The 20,183-nt window shown below is 60.4% G+C and carries 17 protein-coding genes; 12 read left to right on the top strand and 5 right to left on the bottom strand.

Annotated elements, in window-relative coordinates; translation table 11 throughout:
• Positions 1–45 precede the first annotated feature (45 nt).
• Both dapD and KVQ74_RS18680 read right to left on the bottom strand, forming a co-directional pair.
• The gene (gene dapD, locus KVQ74_RS18685) at positions 46–1,080 is read right to left on the bottom strand and encodes a 2,3,4,5-tetrahydropyridine-2,6-dicarboxylate N-succinyltransferase (RefSeq protein ID WP_217832644.1); all 1,035 of its coding nucleotides are present in this window, start codon (positions 1,078–1,080) and stop codon (positions 46–48) included.
• A gap of 31 nt (positions 1,081–1,111) precedes the next feature.
• Positions 1,112–1,474, bottom strand: coding sequence for an ArsC family reductase (locus KVQ74_RS18680; RefSeq protein WP_003222107.1), 363 nt, complete (start codon positions 1,472–1,474; stop codon positions 1,112–1,114).
• Positions 1,475–1,691: 217 nt separating this feature from the next.
• Here KVQ74_RS18680 and KVQ74_RS18675 point away from each other — a divergent pair, with 217 nt between their 5' ends.
• Entirely contained in the window at positions 1,692–3,323 is a 1,632-nt protein-coding gene (locus KVQ74_RS18675) for a Na+/H+ antiporter (protein WP_217832643.1), read from the top strand.
• A gap of 58 nt (positions 3,324–3,381) precedes the next feature.
• On the opposite strand, the gene dapC is transcribed toward KVQ74_RS18675, so the two are convergent.
• The 3 genes from dapC to map all read right to left on the bottom strand — a co-directional run bounded on the left by dapC (position 3,382) and on the right by map (position 8,180).
• Positions 3,382–4,581 carry a succinyldiaminopimelate transaminase gene (gene dapC, locus KVQ74_RS18670; RefSeq protein ID WP_217832642.1) on the bottom strand — a complete coding sequence of 400 codons (1,200 nt, stop codon included), beginning with the start codon at positions 4,579–4,581 and terminating at the stop codon, positions 3,382–3,384.
• 72 nt (positions 4,582–4,653) lie between these two features.
• Positions 4,654–7,356, bottom strand: a complete 2,703-nt coding sequence (locus KVQ74_RS18665) for a [protein-PII] uridylyltransferase (RefSeq protein WP_217832641.1) — start codon at positions 7,354–7,356, stop codon at positions 4,654–4,656.
• A 41-nt stretch (positions 7,357–7,397) separates the two neighbouring features.
• Positions 7,398–8,180 (bottom strand): type I methionyl aminopeptidase, encoded by a 783-nt coding sequence (gene map / locus KVQ74_RS18660; protein WP_217832640.1) that lies wholly within the window; start codon positions 8,178–8,180, stop codon positions 7,398–7,400.
• Between the two features lie 373 nt (positions 8,181–8,553).
• On the opposite strand from map, the gene rpsB reads away from it, so the two are divergent.
• The 11 genes from rpsB to lpxD all read left to right on the top strand — a co-directional run bounded on the left by rpsB (position 8,554) and on the right by lpxD (position 20,096).
• Positions 8,554–9,291, top strand: a complete 738-nt coding sequence (gene rpsB / locus KVQ74_RS18655; RefSeq protein WP_217832639.1) for a 30S ribosomal protein S2 — start codon at positions 8,554–8,556, stop codon at positions 9,289–9,291.
• A gap of 190 nt (positions 9,292–9,481) precedes the next feature.
• The gene (gene tsf / locus KVQ74_RS18650) at positions 9,482–10,345 is read left to right on the top strand and encodes a translation elongation factor Ts (RefSeq protein ID WP_217832638.1); all 864 of its coding nucleotides are present in this window, start codon (positions 9,482–9,484) and stop codon (positions 10,343–10,345) included.
• Between the two features lie 210 nt (positions 10,346–10,555).
• Positions 10,556–11,299: a UMP kinase gene (pyrH, locus tag KVQ74_RS18645; protein ID WP_011332683.1), complete on the top strand. Its 744-nt coding sequence runs from the start codon at positions 10,556–10,558 to the stop codon at positions 11,297–11,299.
• Positions 11,296–11,853, top strand: coding sequence for a ribosome recycling factor (gene frr, locus KVQ74_RS18640; RefSeq protein WP_217832637.1), 558 nt, complete (start codon positions 11,296–11,298; stop codon positions 11,851–11,853). The genes pyrH and frr overlap by 4 nt, the downstream gene beginning before the upstream one ends.
• A 14-nt stretch (positions 11,854–11,867) precedes the next feature.
• Complete coding sequence (uppS, locus tag KVQ74_RS18635; RefSeq protein WP_217832636.1) at positions 11,868–12,623, top strand: polyprenyl diphosphate synthase; 756 nt, start codon at positions 11,868–11,870, stop codon at positions 12,621–12,623.
• Entirely contained in the window at positions 12,623–13,429 is an 807-nt protein-coding gene (locus KVQ74_RS18630) for a phosphatidate cytidylyltransferase (RefSeq protein ID WP_217832635.1), read from the top strand. The genes uppS and KVQ74_RS18630 overlap by 1 nt, the downstream gene beginning before the upstream one ends.
• Positions 13,426–14,616, top strand: coding sequence for a 1-deoxy-D-xylulose-5-phosphate reductoisomerase (gene ispC, locus KVQ74_RS18625; RefSeq protein ID WP_217832634.1), 1,191 nt, complete (start codon positions 13,426–13,428; stop codon positions 14,614–14,616). Before KVQ74_RS18630 ends, ispC begins: the two co-directional genes overlap by 4 nt.
• 54 nt (positions 14,617–14,670) lie before the next feature.
• Positions 14,671–16,023: a sigma E protease regulator RseP gene (rseP, locus tag KVQ74_RS18620; RefSeq protein WP_217832633.1), complete on the top strand. Its 1,353-nt coding sequence runs from the start codon at positions 14,671–14,673 to the stop codon at positions 16,021–16,023.
• Between the two features lie 74 nt (positions 16,024–16,097).
• Positions 16,098–18,488, top strand: a complete 2,391-nt coding sequence (gene bamA / locus KVQ74_RS18615; protein ID WP_217832632.1) for an outer membrane protein assembly factor BamA — start codon at positions 16,098–16,100, stop codon at positions 18,486–18,488.
• A gap of 45 nt (positions 18,489–18,533) precedes the next feature.
• Positions 18,534–19,037, top strand: a complete 504-nt coding sequence (locus KVQ74_RS18610; RefSeq protein ID WP_007990260.1) for an OmpH family outer membrane protein — start codon at positions 18,534–18,536, stop codon at positions 19,035–19,037.
• A 3-nt stretch (positions 19,038–19,040) separates the two neighbouring features.
• Complete coding sequence (lpxD, locus tag KVQ74_RS18605) at positions 19,041–20,096, top strand: UDP-3-O-(3-hydroxymyristoyl)glucosamine N-acyltransferase (RefSeq protein ID WP_217832631.1); 1,056 nt, start codon at positions 19,041–19,043, stop codon at positions 20,094–20,096.
• Positions 20,097–20,183: the final 87 nt, after the last annotated feature.

The following is a 20,183-nucleotide window of genomic DNA, read 5'->3' as shown; positions in this document are numbered from 1 at the left end:
GGCTTCGCGAGTAAACCCGCTCCCACGGGTGTCGTGCAAGGCTGCTTAGTTGTGAGCGTGCAGCGCTTCGTTCAGTTCGATCGCCGACTTGTGGGTTTTGCACTCCACGGCACCGGTTTCCGAATTACGACGGAACAGCAGGTCGGTCTGGCCGGCCAGGTCACGGGCCTTGACCACTTTGACCAGTTGATTGTTCTCGTCCAGCAGCGCGACTTTGGTGCCGGCGGTCACGTACAGGCCCGACTCGACGGTGTTGCGGTCGCCCAGCGGAATGCCGATACCGGCGTTGGCGCCGATCAGGCAGCCTTCGCCGACCTTGATCACGATGTTGCCGCCGCCCGACAGGGTGCCCATGGTCGAGCAACCGCCGCCCAGGTCCGAACCCTTGCCGACGAACACGCCAGCGGAGACGCGGCCTTCGATCATGCCCGGGCCTTCGGTGCCGGCGTTGAAGTTGATGAAGCCTTCGTGCATCACGGTGGTGCCTTCGCCCACGTATGCGCCCAGACGCAGACGCGCGGCGTCAGCGATACGCACGCCGGCCGGAACCACGTAGTCGGTCATTTTCGGGAACTTGTCCACCGAGAACACTTCCAGCAGCTCGCCGCGCAGGCGCGCTTCGAGTTGCAGCTCGGCCAGTTCGCTCAGGTCGACGGCGCCCTGGCTGGTCCAGGCCACGTTCGGCAGCAGCGGGAAGATCCCGGCCAGGCTTACGCCGTGCGGCTTGACCAGACGATGGGACAGCAGGTGCAGCTTGAGGTAAGCCTCAGGTGTCGAGGTCAGTTGTGCGTCTTCGGCCAGCAGGGTGGCGACCAGTGGCTTGTGGCTTTCGGCCAGGCGGGTCAGCAGTTTGGCTTGTTCGGCATCAACGCCCTTCACGGCTTCAGCCAGTTGAGCGGCTTGTGCGGTGGTGAACGCGATGGCCTGGTTGCCTTCGCTGTAACCGAGGATCGGTGCCACGGCGGCAACCAGTTCGGCGGACGGGTTGAGCAGCGGCTGAGCGTAGAACACTTCCAGCCACGCGCCTTGACGGTTTTGAGTGCCGACACCGAAGGCCAGGCTGAACAGGGATTTGGACATGTGAATACCTCTACAAAGGGTGACGGGCTGCTTACTTGAGCGCGGCCGCGTAGATATCTGGCTTGAAGCCAATCAGGGTTCGGTCACCGAGATCGAGCACCGGGCGCTTGATCATCGAGGGTTGAGCGAGCATCAGTTCGATGGCTTTCGACTGGTCGAGATCGGCTTTGCGTTCGTCATCGAGTTTGCGAAAGGTCGTGCCCGCGCGGTTCAACACGGTTTGCCAGCCATGTTCATCGCACCATTGGGTCAGGTGCTCACGGTCGATGCCGGCAGTCTTGTAATCATGGAAGTCGTAGCTGACAGCGTGTTCATCGAGCCAGGTGCGCGCCTTCTTCATGGTGTCGCAGGCTTTGATGCCGAAAAGGTGCAACGTTTTGCTTGAAACGGTCAAGGAATCGCCCCCTTTACAGGTGCTGGAGAAAAAAGGTGTCGGATTATGCCATGACCGGACGGTTTCGCGGCGCCACTGGTTCAATTGCCTCCTTTTAACCGGCGAGTGTTTGCGGGAGGGGTGTTTCAGAACGTGCGACATAGGTGCAACGGTCATGCTCAGCCTAAGCCGCTAATATGGCAGTTCAACGCTGTCGATTGTCTGAGATTTCCGCTTTATGCAAACCGCTTACACCGTCCTGATCCTGTTGATGCTGGTCAGCGTCTCGCGGCTGGTTGGCCGGGTCATCCCGCTGCCGCTGCCTCTGGTGCAGATCGCCGCCGGCGCGTTGCTGGCCTGGCCGACCCTCGGCCTGCACGTGGCGCTGGATCCCGAACTGTTCCTGTTTCTGTTCCTGCCGCCGCTGCTGTTCTCCGACGGCTGGCGCATGCCCAAGCGTGAGTTCTGGAAACTGCGCGGGCCAATCCTGACCCTCGCGGTGGGGCTGGTGCTGTTCACGGTGGTCGGTGCCGGGTACTTCATTCACTGGCTGCTGCCGACGATCCCGCTGCCAGTGGCCTTCGCGCTGGCGGCGGTGCTGTCGCCGACCGACGCCGTGGCTGTGTCGGCGATTGCCCAGAACCGCTTGCCGACGCCGTTGATGCACATGCTGCAAGGCGAGGCGCTGATGAACGACGCCTCGGGCCTGGTGACCTTCAAGTTTGCGCTGGTCGCGGCGGTGACTGGCGTCTTCTCCCTGGCCAACGCGAGCCTGACCTTCGTGCTGGTGGCCGTTGGTGGATTGGCGGTCGGGGTCGCGCTGAGCTGGCTGGTCGGCCGCTTGCGCGCCTGGATGATCGCCCGGGGCTGGGACGATCCGGCGACCCATGTGGTGTTTATGTTATTGCTGCCGTTCGCCGCTTATGTGCTGGCTGAGCGCTTGGGCGCCTCGGGCATTCTCTCGGCGGTGGCGGCGGGGATGATGCAGAGCTGGCTCGATCTGCTGCCACGCCAGACCAGCACCCGCCTGCTCAATCGCAGTGTCTGGTCGCTGCTGGAGTTTGCCTTCAACGGGCTGATTTTTCTGCTCCTCGGCCTGCAACTGCCGGACATCATCAAAGCGGTGGTCAGCCACGAGCCGTCGCTGTGGCCGACGCTGCTGTACCGCTGCCTCGATGTGGTGGCGATTTTCCTGGCGCTGGTGATGCTGCGGTTTGTCTGGGTGCAGAGCATCTGGCGCCTGTCGGTGTTGCTGCGACGGGTGCGCGGCAAGGGCGACTTGACTCAGGTGCCGACCGCGCGATCCTGCTGGCTGCTGACCGTCGGCGGGGTGCGCGGGGCGGTGACGCTGGCGGGCGTGATGTCGGTGCCGATGCTGATGGGGGGAGAAGCGTTTCCCGAGCGAGACCTGCTGATCTTCATCGCCGCCGGGGTGATTCTGCTGTCGCTGGTGGCGGCCTGCATTGCCTTGCCGTTGCTCTTGCGCGGGATCCAGAAAAGCCCGGACGACCAGCGTCGCCAGGAAGTTCGCGACGCCTGGCGCAAGACCGCCGAAGCGGCGATCCATGCGCTGGAAACCGAAGAACTCACCCCGCAAGATGCCGCCCAAGCGGCACTGGCGGCGGAGTTGAAGGCGCGGATCATGTCCGAATACCGCCATCAACTGGAGGTGTTCAACGACTCGGCCGAGGCCCAGGCGCTGGCCTTCCAGATGGATCTGCTGGAGCGCCGCTTGCGGCTCAAGGCGCTGCGCGCGCAACGCCTGGAGTTGTACAGCCTCAGCCGTCAGCACCAGATCGGTGACGACGTGTTGCGTGAAGTGCTGGGAGAACTGGATCTGAGCGAGGCGAATCTGGGCCAGGTCAAATGAATGATCTGGCGAGCTGTTTTGTTCCGTGCCGGATTGCCCGGCACGGAACGCTCAGGGGTTACTTGCGACGAATCACGAAGTCGCGGATGCGCTCGGCGGCTTCAACGCATTCGGCCAACGGTGCGACCAGGGCCATGCGCACGCGCCCGGCGCCCGGGTTGGTGCCATCGACATCGCGGGACAGGTAGGAACCCGGCACCACGGTCACGTGTTCTTCGGCGAACAGATCACGGCAGAACGCCGCATCGTCGCCCTGCACGTTCGGCCACAGGTAGAAGCTGCCGTCCGGGCGCTGCACATCCATGACCGGGCTGAGGATTTCCAGTACCGCATCGAACTTCTCTCGGTACAGCGCGCGGTTGGCGCGCACATGCACTTCGTCGTTCCACGCGGCGACGCTGGCCAGTTGGGTCTGAACCGGCATCGCGCAACCGTGGTAAGTGCGGTACAGCAGGAAACCCTTGAGGATCTCGGCATCACCGGCGACGAAGCCGGAACGCAGGCCTGGCAGGTTCGAGCGCTTGGACAGGCTGTGGAACACCACGCAACGCTTGAAATCCTTGCGGCCCAGTTCGGCGCAGGCGCTGAGCAGGCCCGGTGGCGGGGTCTGTTCATCGAAGTACAGTTCGCTGTAGCACTCGTCGGCGGCAATCACGAAATCGTGTTCGTCGGCCAGGGCGATGAGTTTTTTCAGGGTGTCGAGAGGGATCAACGCCCCGGTCGGGTTGCCCGGCGAGCACAGGAACAGGATCTGGCAGCGTTTCCAGATGTCCGGCGATACGGCGTCGAAGTCCGGGTTGAAGCCGTTTTCATCCAGGCACGGCAGGTAGTGCGGCTTCGCGCCGGCGAGGAACGCTGCACCTTCGTAGATCTGGTAGAACGGGTTCGGGCTGACCACCAGGGCGTCATCGCCACGGTTGACCACGGTCTGAGTGAAGGCGAACAGCGCTTCACGGGTGCCGTTGACCGGCAGGACGTTGCGCGCCGGATCGATCCAGCCGCCCGGCACATTGAAGCGACGCTCGCACCAGGCCGCGATAGCTTCGCGCAGGGCCGGAATGCCGAGGGTGGTCGGGTACACCGCCATCTGCTCCAGATTGCTCGCCAGGGCCTCGGCGACAAAGCTTGGCGAGCGGTGTTTCGGCTCGCCGATGGACAGCGCGATCGGGCGCTTGTCCGGATTCGGCGTGACGCTGCCGAGCAGGGCACGGAGCTTTTCGAACGGGTAGGGCTGCAACTGGTTCAGAGCGTTATTCATGGGGGCCTCTTTCAATGCAGGGAGCCGGCGCACGTCGTGGCCGGCCACTCCCGCAGGGGTCAATGAGTGAATTCAAATGCTTAAGCGCGACAGCTTGATATCGGGTTCCTGATTGACGCTCAGTTGTTCGACGATGGCGTCCTGCAGGCGGCTGCACAGCAACGGATCGGACAGCGGCTGATTGTGGGCGTCGGTGATGAAGAACACGTCTTCCACCCGCTCGCCCAGCGTGGCGATCTTGGCATTCTGCAGCGACAGGTCGAACTCGAGGAAGATTCCGCCGATCCGCGCCAGCAGGCCAGGACGGTCGGGCGCCGTCAGTTCCAGCACCGTCACCGGACGCTGGGCGTCGTTGTGGATCGTCACTTGTGGGGCGAACGCGAAATGCTTGAGCTGGCGCGGCACGCGACGCTGGATGATCGTCGGGTAGTCGTCCGGGTTGCGCAGGGCTTCGGTCAGGCCGTCGCGGATCTGCTTGACCCGCGCCGGGTTGTCGCCGATCGAGTCGCCATCGGTGTCGAGCACGATGTAGGTGTCGAGGGTGAACTGGCTGCTCGAGGTGATGACCCGGGCGTCGTGAATGTTCAGGTTGAGCTGATCCATCGCGGCCACGGTCACAGCGAAGAAATCGTGCTGATCCGGGGCGTAGATGAAGATCTGTGTGCCGCCCTCGAATTCGCGCTGGGTGGTTTCTTTGATCAGCACCAGCGGCCCGCCGTCGGCCGGCTGCTGGAGGATCGCGTCGCTGTGCCAGGCCACGTCGCCGGCGGTGTGACGCAGGAAGTAGTCATCTCCCAGCTGCGCCCACAACTGCTCGACATCGTCCGGATCGGTGCCGCCGCGCACCAGGATGTCGAGCGCCGCACTCTGGGTCTGGCGGATCTGCTCCTCGCGATCCACCGGATTTTCCAGGCCGCGACGCAGGGCACGCTTGGTTTCGGTGTAGAGCTGACGCAGCAGGCTGGCGCGCCAGGAGTTCCACAGGGTCGGGTTGGTCGCGTTGATGTCCGCCACGGTCAGCACATACAGGTAATCGAGACGGGTTTCATCGCCGACGATCTGGGCGAAATCATGGATCACCTGCGGGTCGGACAAGTCCTTGCGCTGGGCGGTGGTCGACATGACCAGATGGTTTTGCACCAGCCATACAATCAGTCGGCTGTCCCACACCGGTAACTGATGGCGCTGGCAGAAGGCCTCGGCGTCGACCGCACCGATGTCCGAGTGATCACCATGCCGGCCCTTGCCGATATCGTGATACAGGCCGGCGAGGTAGATCAGCTCGGGCTTGGGCAGCTTGCCCATGAGCTTGCTGGCCAGCGGGAATTTTTCCGACACCTGGGTGTACTGCAATTTGCGCAGGTGCTTGATCAGGTTCAGCGTGTGCGCGTCGACCGTATAGATGTGGAACAGGTCGTGCTGCATCTGCCCGACGATAAAGCCGAACTCCGGCAGATAACGCCCGAGAATGCCGTAGCGGTTCATCCGCCGCAGATTGCGATGAATACCGATCTTGCACTTGAACAGTTCGATGAACAGGCTGGTGTTGCGAATGTCGTTGCGGAAATCGTCGTCGATCAGATGGCGGTTTTCCCGCAGCAGGCGGATCGTATCGGCGCGCACGCCCTTGATGTCCGGCTGCTGGGCCATCAGCACGAAAATTTCCAGCATGGCGAACGGCGTGCGGCGGAACACGTTGTCGTTGCGTGCCTCGATATAGCCGTCGTGCAACTGGAAACGCGAGTTGATCGGCTGTGGCGGCGCTTCGTCTTCCGGGGCGAGGATGACTTCTTCGAAGTGCTGGATGATCAGGTCGCTGAGCTGGGCAATGCTCATCACCACGCGGAAATACTGTTGCATGAAGTTTTCGACGGCCTGCTTGGCGTCGTCGCCTTCAAACCCCAGCAGCCCGGCAATGGTGCGTTGATGATCGAACAGCAAGCGGTCTTCGGAGCGGCCGGCCAGCATGTGCAGGGCATAGCGCACTTTCCACAGGAATTCCTGGGAGGAGGCGAGCAGGGCGTTTTCGCTTTCGACCAGAAAGCCTTCGCCGGCCAGGGCGCGCAGGTTCAGGGTGCCGTACTGACGACGGGCAACCCACAGAATCGTCTGGATGTCCCGTAGTCCGCCGGGTGAGCCTTTGACGTTGGGTTCCAGGTTGTATTCGGTGTCGTTGTACTTGTGGTGGCGGGCCTTCTGCTCGGAGCGCTTGGCCAGGAAAAACTCCCTGCTTGGCCACATGTGTTCGGTGCTGGTGACGTCGAGCATGCGCTGGCGCAGACGCTCGGGGCCGCAAATGGTGCGGCTTTCCATCAGGTTGGTGACCACGGTCAGGTCGGCGCGGGCCTCTTCGGCGCATTCGTCGACCGAGCGAACGCTCTGACCGACTTCCAGGCCGATGTCCCACAGCAGCGTCAGAAAACGCTCGATGGAGTCGCGGAAAATTTCGTGATCGGCGCTGTCCAGCAGGATCAGCAGGTCAATGTCGGAGTAGGGATGCAGCTCGCCGCGACCGTAGCCGCCGACTGCGACCAGCGCGATATCGGCGTCTTCGCTCCAGTTGAACTGCTCCCAGGCCTTTTGCAGGATGTTGTCGACGAACCAGGCGCGGTCCTCGATCAGCCGGCGGATGTCGCGGCCGTTGCGAAACCGCGCGTCGAGCACTTCGCCGGCCTGGCGGATCGCCTTCTTGAAGGCGGCGATGGGGCTCGCTTTCAGGGCCAGTTCAGCCTGGAACTGGCCACGGTCGAAGAGTTCGGGATCCACCTGCGGCATCGATTGGCTTTCCTTCTATAGGCTGGGAGCGGGTTCCGGGATCAGGCCGATACGCGCGGGATCGTGTCGTCGCTGCGCAGGGTGAAGATTTCGTAACCGGTGTCGGTGACAAGCAAGGTATGTTCCCACTGCGCCGAGAGCTTGCGATCCTTGGTGATCGCGGTCCAGCCGTCGCCCAGTACCTTGGTGTCGGCCTTGCCCTGGTTGATCATCGGCTCGATGGTGAAGGTCATGCCCGCTTTCAGCTCCATGCCGGTGCCGGCACGGCCGTAGTGGAGAATTTGCGGCTCTTCGTGGAACACCTTGCCGATCCCGTGCCCGCAAAACTCGCGTACCACCGAGAAACCGTTCTTTTCCGCGTGCTTCTGGATGACTTCACCGATGTCGCCGAGGCGGCAGCCGGGTTTGACGATCTCGATCGCCTTGTACATGCATTCCTGGGTGATCTGCGACAGGCGCTCGGCCCAGACCGGCACGGTGCCGACGTGGAACATGCGGCTGGTGTCGCCGTGGTAGCCATCCTTGATCACGGTGACGTCGATGTTCAAGGTGTCGCCGTTTTTCAGCGGCTTGTCGTTCGGGATACCGTGGCAGACCACATGGTTGATCGAGGTGCAGATCGACTTCGGGAAGCCTTTGTAGTTGAGCGGGGCAGGGATCGCCTGTTGCTCGTTGACAATGTAGTCGTGGCAGATCTGGTTCAGCTCATCGGTGGTCACGCCCGGCTTGACGTGCTCGGCGATCATTTCCAGCACGTCGGCGGCCAGTTTGCCGGCGACACGCATTCCGGCGATGTCCTCGGGAGTTTTGAGGGTGACGGTCATACAGGCTCTCTCTGCGCTCGGCGGCGCTTGCTGATACGGGTAGGGTCGTCGGTACGTTTTGCGACCCGAGAAAAACGCGATTCTAACAGACCGAAGGAGCAAATCCGCGCCTGCGTGCATGGCTTCTGTCTATATGAAGCCGGGGCAGGGGGCTGTTCCAGGGCGCTGGCGCGCATGTCCCTGACGCGATTGCAGATTCCGGGTTCCGTTTGCGCCCTCGCTGTGGTATAAAATGCGCCGCTTTCCGGGGATAGCCCCGAGAGCACTAACCCACACACGTGTCGACACGATGGCCTGGGTGCCGTTGATCCTCGGATCAATGGTTGGTCATTGGGATACGTGGAGGCCCAACCCGACTTATCAAGGAACTATCATGTCCCAAGTCAACATGCGCGATATGCTGAAGGCCGGTGTGCACTTCGGTCACCAAACCCGTTACTGGAATCCGAAAATGGGCAAGTACATTTTCGGCGCGCGTAACAAGATTCACATCATCAACCTTGAAAAAACCCTGCCAATGTTCAACGACGCTCTGTCGTTCGTAGAGCGCCTGGCCCAGGGCAAAAACAAGATTCTGTTCGTCGGCACCAAGCGTTCCGCTGGCAAGATCGTTGCTGAACAAGCAGCACGTTGCGCTTCGCCGTACGTCGATCACCGCTGGTTGGGCGGCATGCTGACCAACTTCAAAACCATCCGTGCTTCCATCAAGCGTCTGCGTGACCTTGAAGTACAAGCCGAAGACGGTACTTTCGCCAAGCTGACCAAGAAAGAAGCGCTGATGCGTTCCCGTGATCTTGAGAAGCTGGAACGCTCCCTGGGCGGCATCAAGGACATGGGCGGTCTGCCAGACGCACTGTTCGTGATCGACGTTGACCACGAGCGCATCGCGATCACCGAAGCCAACAAGCTGGGCATCCCGGTCATCGGCGTTGTCGATACCAACAGCAGCCCGGAAGGCGTTGACTACATCATCCCAGGTAACGATGACGCCATCCGCGCTATCGAACTGTACATGGGTGCCATGGCTGACGCCGTGATCCGTGGTCGCAACAACGTTGCTGGCGGCACCGTAGAGTTCGCAGCTGAAGAAACTCAGGCTGCAGCTGAGTAATTGACGCTTTGGCGTTGACTCAGTAAGCAAAAAGGGGGCTTGGCCCCCTTTTTGCCACCTCGAAAACCGTTTGTCGGCGGCGCAGCTACAGCATCTGTAACGTGCAGCAGCTACAAGGTGTTTCGGGAAGAATTGAACGCCCGTTCGATCGGGTGGAATGGTTGAAAACCTATCCAAGAGGAATTTGAAAATGGCAGCAATTACTGCAGCGCTGGTCAAAGAACTGCGCGAGCGTACCGGCGAAGGCATGATGGATTGCAAGAAAGCCCTGGAAAAGGCTGGCGGCGACATCGAAAAAGCCATTGATGACATGCGTGCTTCCGGCGCCATCAAGGCAGCCAAGAAGGCTGGCAACGTTGCCGCTGAAGGCGCTATCGCCATCAAGGCTGACGACAAGTCCGCCGTGATCCTGGAAGTGAACTCGCAGACCGACTTCCTGGCTCTGCAGGACGACTTCAAGAACTTCGTCGCTGCCAGCGTTGAAAAAGCATTCGCTGAGAAGCTGACCGACGCTGCTCCGCTGATCGCTTCTCAGGAAGCTGCTCGCGAAGCCCTGGTTGCCAAAGTAGGCGAAAACGTCAACATCCGTCGTCTGACCCGCATCGAAGGTGACGTTGTAGGTTCGTACCTGCACGGCAACAAGATCGGTGTGGTCGTGGCTCTGAAAGGCGGCGACGTCGAGCTGGCCAAAGACATCGCGATGCACGTAGCGGCAAGCAACCCTGAGTTCCTGCTGCCTTCGCAGGTTTCGGCTGAAGCCATCGAGCGCGAGAAAGCCGTGTTCATGCAGCTGAACGAAGACAAGATCAAAGGCAAGCCTGAAAACATCGTTGAAAACATGGTCAAAGGCCGTATCGCCAAGTTCCTGGCTGAAGCAAGCCTGGTTGAGCAGGCGTTCGTCAAGAACCCTGAAATCAAGGTCGGCGAGCTGGCCAAGAAAGGCGGCGCTGAAATCGTTTCCTTCACCTACTTCAAAGTAGGCGAAGGCATCGAGAAGCCGGTCGACAACTTCGCTGAAGAAGTTGCTGCCCAGCTGGCTGCCGCCAAGCAATAAGACGGTTTTTCAACTGTCGCCCGAAAGAGGCTGCCCGCTCACGCGCGCAGCCTCTTTTCAGATAGGGTTACCAATTTTTAATTGGTTTCCACTTGGAACTGACTTACAAAGCCATGTTCCGATGGCGCTGAAGCAGCGCCACGCTAGAGTGAACGCAGCTGAAAACAGCTCGCAAAGAATTTTTAAAATACGCCGCAGGAGAGATTCGCAATGGCTCAGCAGGGCAGTGGTTATCAGGCTCGCTATAAACGCATTCTACTCAAGCTTAGCGGCGAGGCCCTGATGGGCTCCGAAGAGTTCGGGATCGATCCGAAAGTGCTGGATCGCATGGCTCTGGAAGTCGGCCAGCTGGTTGGCATCGGTGTTCAGGTCGGTCTGGTGATCGGCGGCGGCAACCTGTTCCGCGGCGAAGCGCTGAGCAAGGCCGGTATGGACCGCGTCACGGGCGACCACATGGGCATGCTGGCCACTGTGATGAACGCCCTGGCCATGCGCGATGCGCTGGAACGTGCCAATATCTCCGCCATCGTGATGTCGGCCATTTCCATGGTAGGCGTGACCGATCATTATGATCGTCGCAAGGCCATGCGCCACCTGAACTCCAAGGACGTGGTGATTTTCGCGGCCGGTACTGGCAACCCGTTCTTCACCACCGATTCGGCGGCTTGCCTGCGTGCCATCGAAATCGACGCCGACGTCGTGCTCAAGGCGACCAAGGTCGATGGCGTCTACACTGCTGACCCGTTCAAAGACCCGCATGCCGAGAAGTTCGATCATCTGACCTACGATGAAGTGCTGGATCGCAAGCTGGGTGTGATGGACCTGACAGCCATTTGTCTGTGCCGCGACCACAAGATGCCGCTGCGCGTATTCAACATGAACAAGCCCGGCGCCCTGCTGAACATCGTGCATGGCGGCGCTGAAGGCACTCTGATCGAGGAAGTCCAGCAATGATCAACGAAATCAAGAAAGATGCTAAACAGCGCATGGACAAGTCGCTGGAATCGCTGCAACACGCTTTCGGCCAGATCCGTACTGGCAAGGCGCACCCAAGCATTCTGGGCAGCGTAATGGTGCCTTACTACGGTGTTGACACGCCTTTGAGCGGCGTCGCCAACGTTACCGTGAAGGACAACCAGACTCTGCAAGTCGTCGCGTTCGAGCGCAACATGCTCGGCGCCATCGACAAGGCCATTGGCAGCGCCGGTCTCAACCTGAACCCGACCAACCTGGGCGAGTTGCTGCTGATCACCATGGCGCCGCTGACCGAGGAGACCCGCAAGGGCTTCACCAAGCAGGCGCGTGCCGCTGCTGAAGACGCTCGCGTGGCCGTGCGCAACATTCGTCGTGATGCCATGGACAAGCTGAAAAAGCTGTCCAAAGGCAAGGAAATCAGCGAGGACGAAGAGCGTCGTGCCAGTGCCGAGATCGACAAGCTGATCAAGGACGCCGAAGGTCAGATCACCAAGGCTACCGACGAAAAAGAAAAGGACCTGATGGCCGTATAAGGGTCGAGCTTTTAATGGACAAGACCAAGCAGACTGCGCCGTCCGCGGTGCCGCGCCATGTCGCGATCATCATGGATGGCAACAATCGCTGGGCGAAAAAACGCTTTATGCCGGGTGTTGCCGGGCATAAAGCGGGTGTGGATGCTGTGCGGGCGGTGATCGAGGTGTGCGCCGAGGCCAAGGTCGAGGTGCTGACCCTGTTCGCCTTTTCCAGTGAAAACTGGCAGCGTCCGGCCGATGAAGTCAGTGCCTTGATGGACCTGTTCTTCAAGGCGTTGCGTCGCGAGGCCAAGCGCCTCAACGACAACAACATCAGCCTGCGGATCATCGGTGATCGCTCGCGTTTCCATCCGGAGTTGCAGGCCGCGATGCGTGAGGCCGAAGCCATGACCGCCGGTGCCAACCGTTTTGTCCTGCAGATCGCCGCCAACTACGGTGGTCAGTGGGACATCGCCCAGGCTGCACAACGCCTGGCTCGTGAGGTTCAGGCCGGGCACCTGCGTCCGGAAGACATTACCCCGGACCTGCTGCAGACCTGTCTGGCGACGGGCGACCTGCCGTTGCCTGATCTGTGCATCCGCACCGGTGGCGAGCACCGCATCAGCAACTTCCTGTTGTGGCAGCTGGCGTACGCCGAGTTGTATTTCTCCGACCTGTTCTGGCCGGACTTCAAACACGATGCCATGCGCAATGCGCTGGCCGATTTCGCTTCGCGCCAGCGCCGCTTCGGTAAAACGAGCGAGCAGGTCGAGGCTGGAGCCCGGGTTTAATGCTTAAACAACGAATCATCACCGCGCTGATCCTGCTACCGATTGCCTTGTGCGGGTTTTTCCTGCTCGAAGGCTCCGGTTTTGCGTTGTTCATCGGGCTGGTCGTGACCCTGGGTGCCTGGGAATGGGCGCGCCTGGCCGGGTTCGCCGCCCAGTCGTTCCGCGTCGGTTACGCCGCCGTGGTCGCCCTGATGCTGTTCGTCATGTACATCCTGCCCGGACTCGCCCCTTGGGTGCTGGGCGCTTCGGTGCTCTGGTGGGCGGTGGCGACCTGGCTGGTGCTGACGTATCCGGGCTCCAGCGAGCGCTGGTCCAGTGCTGCAAGCAAACTGGTCATTGGCCTGTTGATCCTGTTGCCGGCCTGGCAAGGTCTGGTGCAGATCAAACAGTACCCGTTGGGTAACTGGCTGATCATGGCGGTGATGGTGCTGGTCTGGGGCGCAGATATCGGTGCCTATTTCTCCGGTCGCGCGTTCGGCAAGCGCAAGCTGGCGCCACTGGTCAGTCCCGGCAAGAGCTGGGAAGGCGTGTATGGCGGACTGGCGTTGAGCCTGGTGATCACCACGCTGGTCGCGCTGTTCCGCGACTGGACGGTGGCGCAATTGTTCAAGGGCTTGCTGGGTGCCGCATTGATTGTGTTCGTTTCGGTGGTGGGTGACCTCACTGAAAGCATGTTCAAGCGTCAGTCCGGTATCAAGGACAGCAGCAATCTGCTGCCCGGTCATGGCGGCGTGCTGGATCGTATCGACAGCCTGACAGCGGCCGTTCCGCTGTTTGCCGTCCTGCTGTGGATGGCCGCACCGTGAGCCGTCCGCAACAGATCACCGTTCTGGGGGCGACCGGTTCGATCGGTCTGAGCACTCTCGATGTCATCGCGCGTCATCCGGAGCGTTATCAGGTTTTTGCCCTGAGCGGCTTCACTCGCCTGAGTGAGCTGTTCGCCCTCTGCGTGCGCCATGTGCCGCAGTTCGCGGTGGTGCCACAAGTCGCTGCCGCTCGCGGTTTGCAGGACGACTTGCGGGCTGCGGGCCTGTCGACGCGTGTGCTGGTGGGCGAAGAGGGGCTGTGTCAGGTGGCTTCTGCGCCTGAGGTCGATGCGGTAATGGCCGCGATCGTCGGCGCTGCCGGCTTGCGTCCAACCCTGGCAGCGGTCGAGGCGGGGAAGAAAATCCTTCTGGCCAACAAGGAAGCGCTGGTGATGTCCGGCGCCCTGTTCATGCTGGCGGTGCGCAAAAGCGGTTCGGTGCTGCTGCCCATCGACAGTGAGCACAACGCGATTTTCCAGTGCATGCCTCAGGATTTTTCCCGAGGTCTGGGCGCCGTCGGTGTGCGTCGGATTTTACTGACAGCCTCTGGTGGTCCCTTCCGGCAGACACCGTTGGCCGAACTGGCCAATGTTTCCCCTGAGCAGGCGTGCGCGCACCCGAACTGGTCCATGGGCCGCAAGATTTCGGTGGATTCGGCCAGCATGATGAACAAGGGGCTCGAGTTGATCGAGGCCTGTTGGCTGTTCGACGCCAAGCCGTCCCAGGTCGAAGTGGTCATTCATCCGCAAAGCGTCATTCATTCGCTGGTCGACTATGTGGACGGTTCGGTACTGGCGCAGTTGGGCAATCCCGACATGCGTACACCGATTGCCAATGCCCTGGCCTGGCCGGAGCGTATCGATTCCGGAGTGGCGCCGCTGGATCTGTTCGCGATTGCGCGTCTGGATTTCGAAGCGCCGGACGAGGATCGTTTCCCGTGCCTGCGTCTGGCGCGTCAGGCAGCCGAAGCGGGCGACAGCGCACCGGCGATGTTGAATGCAGCCAACGAAGTGGCGGTGGCGGCGTTTCTCGACGGACGGGTTCGCTATCTGGAAATCGCGAGTATCATCGAGGAAGTCTTGAATCTCGAGCCAGTGGTCGCGCTGGGTGATCTCGATGCCGTGTTCACGGCGGATGCGAAAGCACGGTCGCTGGCTGAACGATGGTTGCAGCGTAACGGCCGATAGATTTTGCAATACATTGGCTCCATGCGGTACTGAACGGGTTTGCGGAGAAAGTAGATGAGCGCGCTCTATATGATTGCCGGCACCCTGATCGCTTTGGGTGTGTTGGTCACCTTTCACGAGTTCGGCCACTTTTGGGTCGCGCGTCGTTGTGGGGTCAAGGTTCTGCGCTTTTCCGTAGGCTTCGGCATGCCGCTGCTGCGCTGGCACGACAAGCAAGGCACCGAGTTTGTTGTCGCGGCCATTCCACTGGGCGGCTACGTCAAGATGCTCGATGAGCGCGAAGGCGAAGTGCCAAGCGACCAGCTTCATCTTTCGTTCAATCGCAAATCCGTCCGTCAGCGCATCGCCATCGTCGCTGCCGGGCCTGTCGCCAACTTCCTGCTGGCCCTGGTGTTTTTCTGGGTGCTGGCGATGCTTGGCAGTGAGCAGATACGTCCTGTCATCGGTTCGGTCGAATCCGGCAGCATCGCGGCCAAGGCGGGTTTGAGCGCGGGTCAGGAAATCATCGCCATCGACGGCGAACCGACTTCGGGCTGGGCGGCGGTCAATCTGCAGCTGGTACGGCGTTTGGGCGAAAGCGGTTCCCTGCAACTGCTCGTGCGTGAGCAGGGCTCCACGGCGGACTCTTCGCGTGAGCTGGCGCTGGATCACTGGCTCAAGGGTGCGGACGAACCGGACCCGATTCGCTCTCTGGGGATTCGCCCATGGCGTCCGGCATTGCCGCCGGTACTGGCCGAACTCGACCCGAAAGGGCCGGCCCAGGCTGCCGGGCTGAAAACCGGTGATCGTCTGTTGTCCCTCGACGGCAAGGCGCTGGACGACTGGCAACAGGTGGTTGATACCGTTCGTACGCGTCCTGATACCAAAATCATGCTGCGCATTGAGCGCGACGGTGCTCAAATCGACGTCCCGGTGACGCTGGCGGCGCGCGGCGAAAGCAAGTCGCCAAGCGGTTACCTGGGGGCGGGCGTGAAGGCTGTCGACTGGCCACCGGAAATGATCCGCGAGGTCAGTTACGGTCCTCTGGCGGCGATTGGCGAGGGTGCGCGTCGTACCTGGACCATGAGCGTCCTGACGCTGGATTCACTGAAGAAAATGCTGTTCGGCGAGCTCTCGGTAAAAAACTTGAGTGGACCGATAACCATTGCTAAAGTGGCGGGCGCTTCTGCCCAGTCGGGCGTTGCTGATTTCCTGAATTTCCTTGCTTATCTGAGTATTAGCCTGGGGGTTCTGAACTTGCTGCCCATTCCTGTACTGGATGGGGGGCATCTGTTGTTTTATCTGATCGAGTGGGCGCGTGGTCGTCCCTTGTCGGATCGGGTGCAAGGTTGGGGGATACAGATCGGTATCAGTTTGGTGGTCGGAGTGATGTTGCTTGCTCTGGTCAACGATCTGGGTCGACTGTAACGCTTCGCTGAATTGCGAATCTGCCGCATTTTGCGGCAGTTTGTTTATTGCCAGTTGGAATAAGAAAGGACTTCATGAAACGTCTGCTGCTAACTGCGGTTATTACCGCATTGATGATCGCCGAAGTTCACGCCGAGTCCTTCACCATCTCTGATATTCGCGTCAACGGCCTCCAGCGGGTTTCCGCGGGTAGCGTCTTTGGTGCGTTGCCGTTGAACGTCGGCGAGCAGGCGGATGATCGTCGCCTGGTGGAGTCCACGCGTGCGTTGTTCAAAACCGGTTTCTTTCAAGATATCCAGCTGGGCCGCGAAGGCAACGTTCTGGTCATCACGGTCGTCGAGCGTCCGTCGGTTGCCAGTATCGAGATCGAAGGCAACAAGGCCATCTCCACTGAAGACCTGATGAAAGGTCTCAAGCAATCCGGTCTGGCCGAGGGCGAGATTTTCCAGCGTGCGACGCTTGAAGGCGTGCGTAACGAGCTGCAACGCCAGTACGTTGCACAAGGTCGCTATTCGGCTACCGTCGATACCGAAGTGGTATCGCAGCCGCGTAACCGCGTCGGTCTGAAAGTGAAGATCAACGAAGGTACCGTTGCGGCCATTCAGCACATCAACGTAGTGGGCAACACGGTTTTCCCCGAGGAAGACCTGGTCGACCTGTTCGAGCTGAAAACCACCAACTGGCTGTCGTTCTTCAAGAACGATGACAAGTACGCCCGTGAAAAGCTTTCCGGTGACCTGGAGCGTCTGCGTTCCTATTATCTGGACCGCGGCTATATCAACATGGATATCGCTTCGACCCAGGTGTCCATCACCCCGGACAAGAAGCACGTCTACATCACCGTCAACGTCAACGAAGGCGAGAAGTACACCGTTCGTGACGTCAAGCTCAGCGGCGACCTGAAGGTTCCTGAGGATCAGGTCAAGTCCCTGCTGCTGGTAGAAAAAGGCCAGGTGTTCTCGCGCAAGCTGATGACCACCACTTCCGAGCTGATCACCCGTCGACTGGGTAACGAAGGCTACACCTTCGCCAACGTCAACGGCGTGCCTCAGCCACACGATGACGATCACACCGTCGACATCCTGTTTGCTGTCGATCCGGGCAAGCGCGCCTACGTCAACCGTATCAACTTCCGTGGCAACACCAAGTCCGAGGACGAAGTGCTGCGTCGCGAAATGCGTCAGATGGAAGGCGGCTGGGCTTCGACCTACCTGATCGACCAGTCCAAGACCCGTCTTGAGCGTCTGGGCTTCTTCAAGGAAGTCAACGTCGAGACGCCGGCTGTACCGGGTGTCGACGACCAGGTCGATGTGAACTACGCCGTTGAAGAACAAGCGTCCGGTTCGATCACCGCCAGCGTCGGTTTTGCCCAGAGCGCCGGTCTGATCCTCGGTGGTTCGATCACCCAGAACAACTTCCTGGGTACCGGTAACCGCGTCAGCGTCGGTCTGACCCGCAGTGAATACCAGAGCCGCTACAACTTCGGCTACGTTGACCCCTACTGGACCGCCGATGGCGTGAGCCTGGGTTACAACGCGTTCTATCGCACCACCGACTACAAAGACCTCGACGTCGACGTAGCAAGCTATGCGGTGGACAGCCTGGGTGCTGGCGTGAACGTGGGCTACCCGATCAGCGAGACTTCGCGTCTGACCTTCGGTCTGTCCGCTCAGCAGGACAAGATCAAGACCGGTCAGTACACCGTCGACGAGATCTTCGACTTCGTGAACCGCGAAGGCGATCAGTACCTGAACTTCAAGGCTTCGGCCGGCTGGTCCGAGTCGACCCTGAACAAAGGCGTACTGCCGACCCGTGGCCGTTCCCAGAGCCTGACTCTGGAAACCACCATTCCGGGCAGCGACCTGTCGTTCTACAAGGTCGACTACCGTGGTCAGTTGTTCGCGCCTTTGAGCGAAAACTACACCCTGCGTCTGCATACCGAACTGGGTTATGGCGACGGCTTCGGTTCGACCGATGGCTTGCCGTTCTATGAAAACTACTATGCTGGTGGTTTCAACTCGGTTCGTGGCTTCAAGGACAGCACCCTGGGTCCGCGCAGTACACCTAGCCGTGGCCAGGACAAGACAGGCAACGCCGGTACGATCAACGACCCGGATCAGGACGCACTGCCGTTTGGTGGCAACGTACTGATTCAAGGTGGTGCGGAGCTGTTGTTCCCACTGCCGTTCGTCAAGGATCAGCGCTCGCTGCGCACCTCCGTGTTCTGGGACGTCGGTAACGTGTTTGACTCCAAGTGCGAACAGACTCTCAACACCAACGGTGTCACCAAGTCCAATACGCAGTGCAACGACGTCAGCTTCAGCAACATGGCCAGCTCCGTCGGTGTCGGCGTGACCTGGGTCACCGCACTGGGTCCTTTGAGCTTCGCGTTGGCTACACCGATCAAGAAACCGGATAACGCTGAGACTCAAGTGTTCCAATTCTCCCTCGGTCAGACGTTCTAAGCGTCGGACCCAAGATAACGACAATGGATTTTGTAGGAGTACATCGTGCGTAAGTTGACTCAATTGGTTCTCCTGGCCTCCGTACTGGTGGCAGGCCCGGCATTTGCCGACATGAAAATCGCTGTCCTGAACTATCAGATGGCACTGCTGGAGTCCGACGCGGCCAAGAAATACGCCGTGGATGCCGAGAAGAAGTTCGGCCCGCAACTGACCAAGCTCAAGACGCTGGAAAGCAGCGCCAAGGGCATTCAGGACCGTCTGATGGCGGGCGGCGACAAGATGCAGCAAGGCGAGCGTGAGCGTCTGGAGCTGGAATTCAAGCAAAAGGCCCGTGACTTCCAGTTCCAGTCCAAGGAACTGAACGAAGCCAAAGCCGTTGCCGACCGCGAAATGCTCAAGCAACTGAAGCCGAAACTGGATAGCGCAGTGGAAGAAGTCATCAAGAAAGGTGCTTTTGACCTGGTGTTCGAGCGTGGCGCAGTGATCGATGTCAAACCTCAGTACGACATCACGCGCCAGGTTATCGAGCGCATGAATCAGCTGAAGTAACCCATGACCGTGACTATCAAGCTCGGCCAGTTGGCCGAGTTCCTCGGCGCCACCCTGAGTGGCGATCCCGAGCAGCAAATCACTGGGCTGGCCACCTTGCAGGAGGCTGGCCCAGCTCAGTTGAGCTTTCTGGCAAACCCTCAATACCGTAAATACCTGGCGGGCTCGCAGGCGGCAGCGCTGCTGCTCAAGGCTGCGGATGCCGAAGGCTATGCCGGTAATGCGCTGGTGGTGCCGGATCCTTATCTGGCTTATGCACGCATTTCCCACCTGTTCGATCCGAAACCGAAATCCGCTGCCGGTATCCATCCGAGCGCGGTGATTGCAGCGGACGCGGTGGTCGATCCGACTGCCAGCATTGGTCCCTTCGTGGTGATCGAGGCCGGTGCCCGCATTGGTGCGGGCGTGACGCTCGGTGCACATTGCGTTATCGGTGCCCGCAGTGAAGTCGGCGAGGGTGGCTGGCTGGCTCCCCGAGTGACGCTGTATCACGACGTTCGCATCGGCAAGCGTGTGGTGATCCAGTCCGGCGCCGTGCTTGGTGGGGAAGGCTTCGGCTTCGCCAACGAGAAGGGTGTCTGGCAGAAGATCGCCCAGATTGGCGGCGTGACCATCGGCGACGATGTCGAGATCGGCGTGAACACCGCCATCGACCGCGGCGCCCTGGCGGATACCGTGATCGGCAATGGCGTGAAGCTCGACAACCAGATCCAGATCGCCCACAACGTCCAGGTCGGTGACCACACCGCCATGGCCGCGTGCGTGGGGATTTCCGGCAGCACCAAAATCGGCAAGCACTGCATGCTCGCCGGTGGTGTCGGCCTGGTAGGGCACATCGATATTTGCGACAACGTTTTCCTGACCGGGATGACCATGGTGACCCACTCGATTACCGAGCCGGGCGCCTATTCCTCCGGCACAGCCATGCAACCGGCTGCCGAGTGGCGCAAAAGCGCGGCACGCATCCGTCAGCTCGATGACATCGCGCGACGTCTGCGACAGCTGGAAAAGCAGGCAGGGGAAGTGACCCCTGGCGGTAATGCTTCATCTGATGGCTGATACCATTTCCATATCAAGTGTGCACAGCCTCTGGACTGCCTCCTTGATTTGCTAGAGGAGTGCGCGTCAGTCGCGCTCCCAATCTTT

The organism is Pseudomonas botevensis (genome assembly GCF_019145475.1).
Lineage (GTDB): Bacteria > Pseudomonadota > Gammaproteobacteria > Pseudomonadales > Pseudomonadaceae > Aquipseudomonas > Aquipseudomonas botevensis.
The sequence above is the reverse complement of the archived record's forward strand: the minus strand, read 5'-3'. Positions and strand labels throughout refer to the sequence as shown.

Excerpts from the sequence above, each read along its gene's own strand:
- dapD (WP_217832644.1), bottom strand. The coding sequence starts at position 1,080 with ATGTCCAAATCCCTGTTCAGCCTGGCCTTCGGTGTCGGCACTCAAAAC.
- frr (WP_217832637.1), top strand. The coding sequence starts at position 11,296 with ATGATCAACGAAATCAAGAAAGATGCTAAACAGCGCATGGACAAGTCG.
- tsf (WP_217832638.1), top strand. The coding sequence starts at position 9,482 with ATGGCAGCAATTACTGCAGCGCTGGTCAAAGAACTGCGCGAGCGTACC.
- map (WP_217832640.1), bottom strand. The coding sequence starts at position 8,180 with ATGACCGTCACCCTCAAAACTCCCGAGGACATCGCCGGAATGCGTGTC.
- rpsB (WP_217832639.1), top strand. The coding sequence starts at position 8,554 with ATGTCCCAAGTCAACATGCGCGATATGCTGAAGGCCGGTGTGCACTTC.
- KVQ74_RS18630 (WP_217832635.1), top strand. The coding sequence starts at position 12,623 with ATGCTTAAACAACGAATCATCACCGCGCTGATCCTGCTACCGATTGCC.
- lpxD (WP_217832631.1), top strand. The coding sequence starts at position 19,041 with ATGACCGTGACTATCAAGCTCGGCCAGTTGGCCGAGTTCCTCGGCGCC.
- dapC (WP_217832642.1), bottom strand. The coding sequence starts at position 4,581 with ATGAATAACGCTCTGAACCAGTTGCAGCCCTACCCGTTCGAAAAGCTC.
- KVQ74_RS18665 (WP_217832641.1), bottom strand. The coding sequence starts at position 7,356 with ATGCCGCAGGTGGATCCCGAACTCTTCGACCGTGGCCAGTTCCAGGCT.
- rseP (WP_217832633.1), top strand. The coding sequence starts at position 14,671 with ATGAGCGCGCTCTATATGATTGCCGGCACCCTGATCGCTTTGGGTGTG.
- uppS (WP_217832636.1), top strand. The coding sequence starts at position 11,868 with ATGGACAAGACCAAGCAGACTGCGCCGTCCGCGGTGCCGCGCCATGTC.
- bamA (WP_217832632.1), top strand. The coding sequence starts at position 16,098 with ATGAAACGTCTGCTGCTAACTGCGGTTATTACCGCATTGATGATCGCC.
- KVQ74_RS18675 (WP_217832643.1), top strand. The coding sequence starts at position 1,692 with ATGCAAACCGCTTACACCGTCCTGATCCTGTTGATGCTGGTCAGCGTC.
- pyrH (WP_011332683.1), top strand. The coding sequence starts at position 10,556 with ATGGCTCAGCAGGGCAGTGGTTATCAGGCTCGCTATAAACGCATTCTA.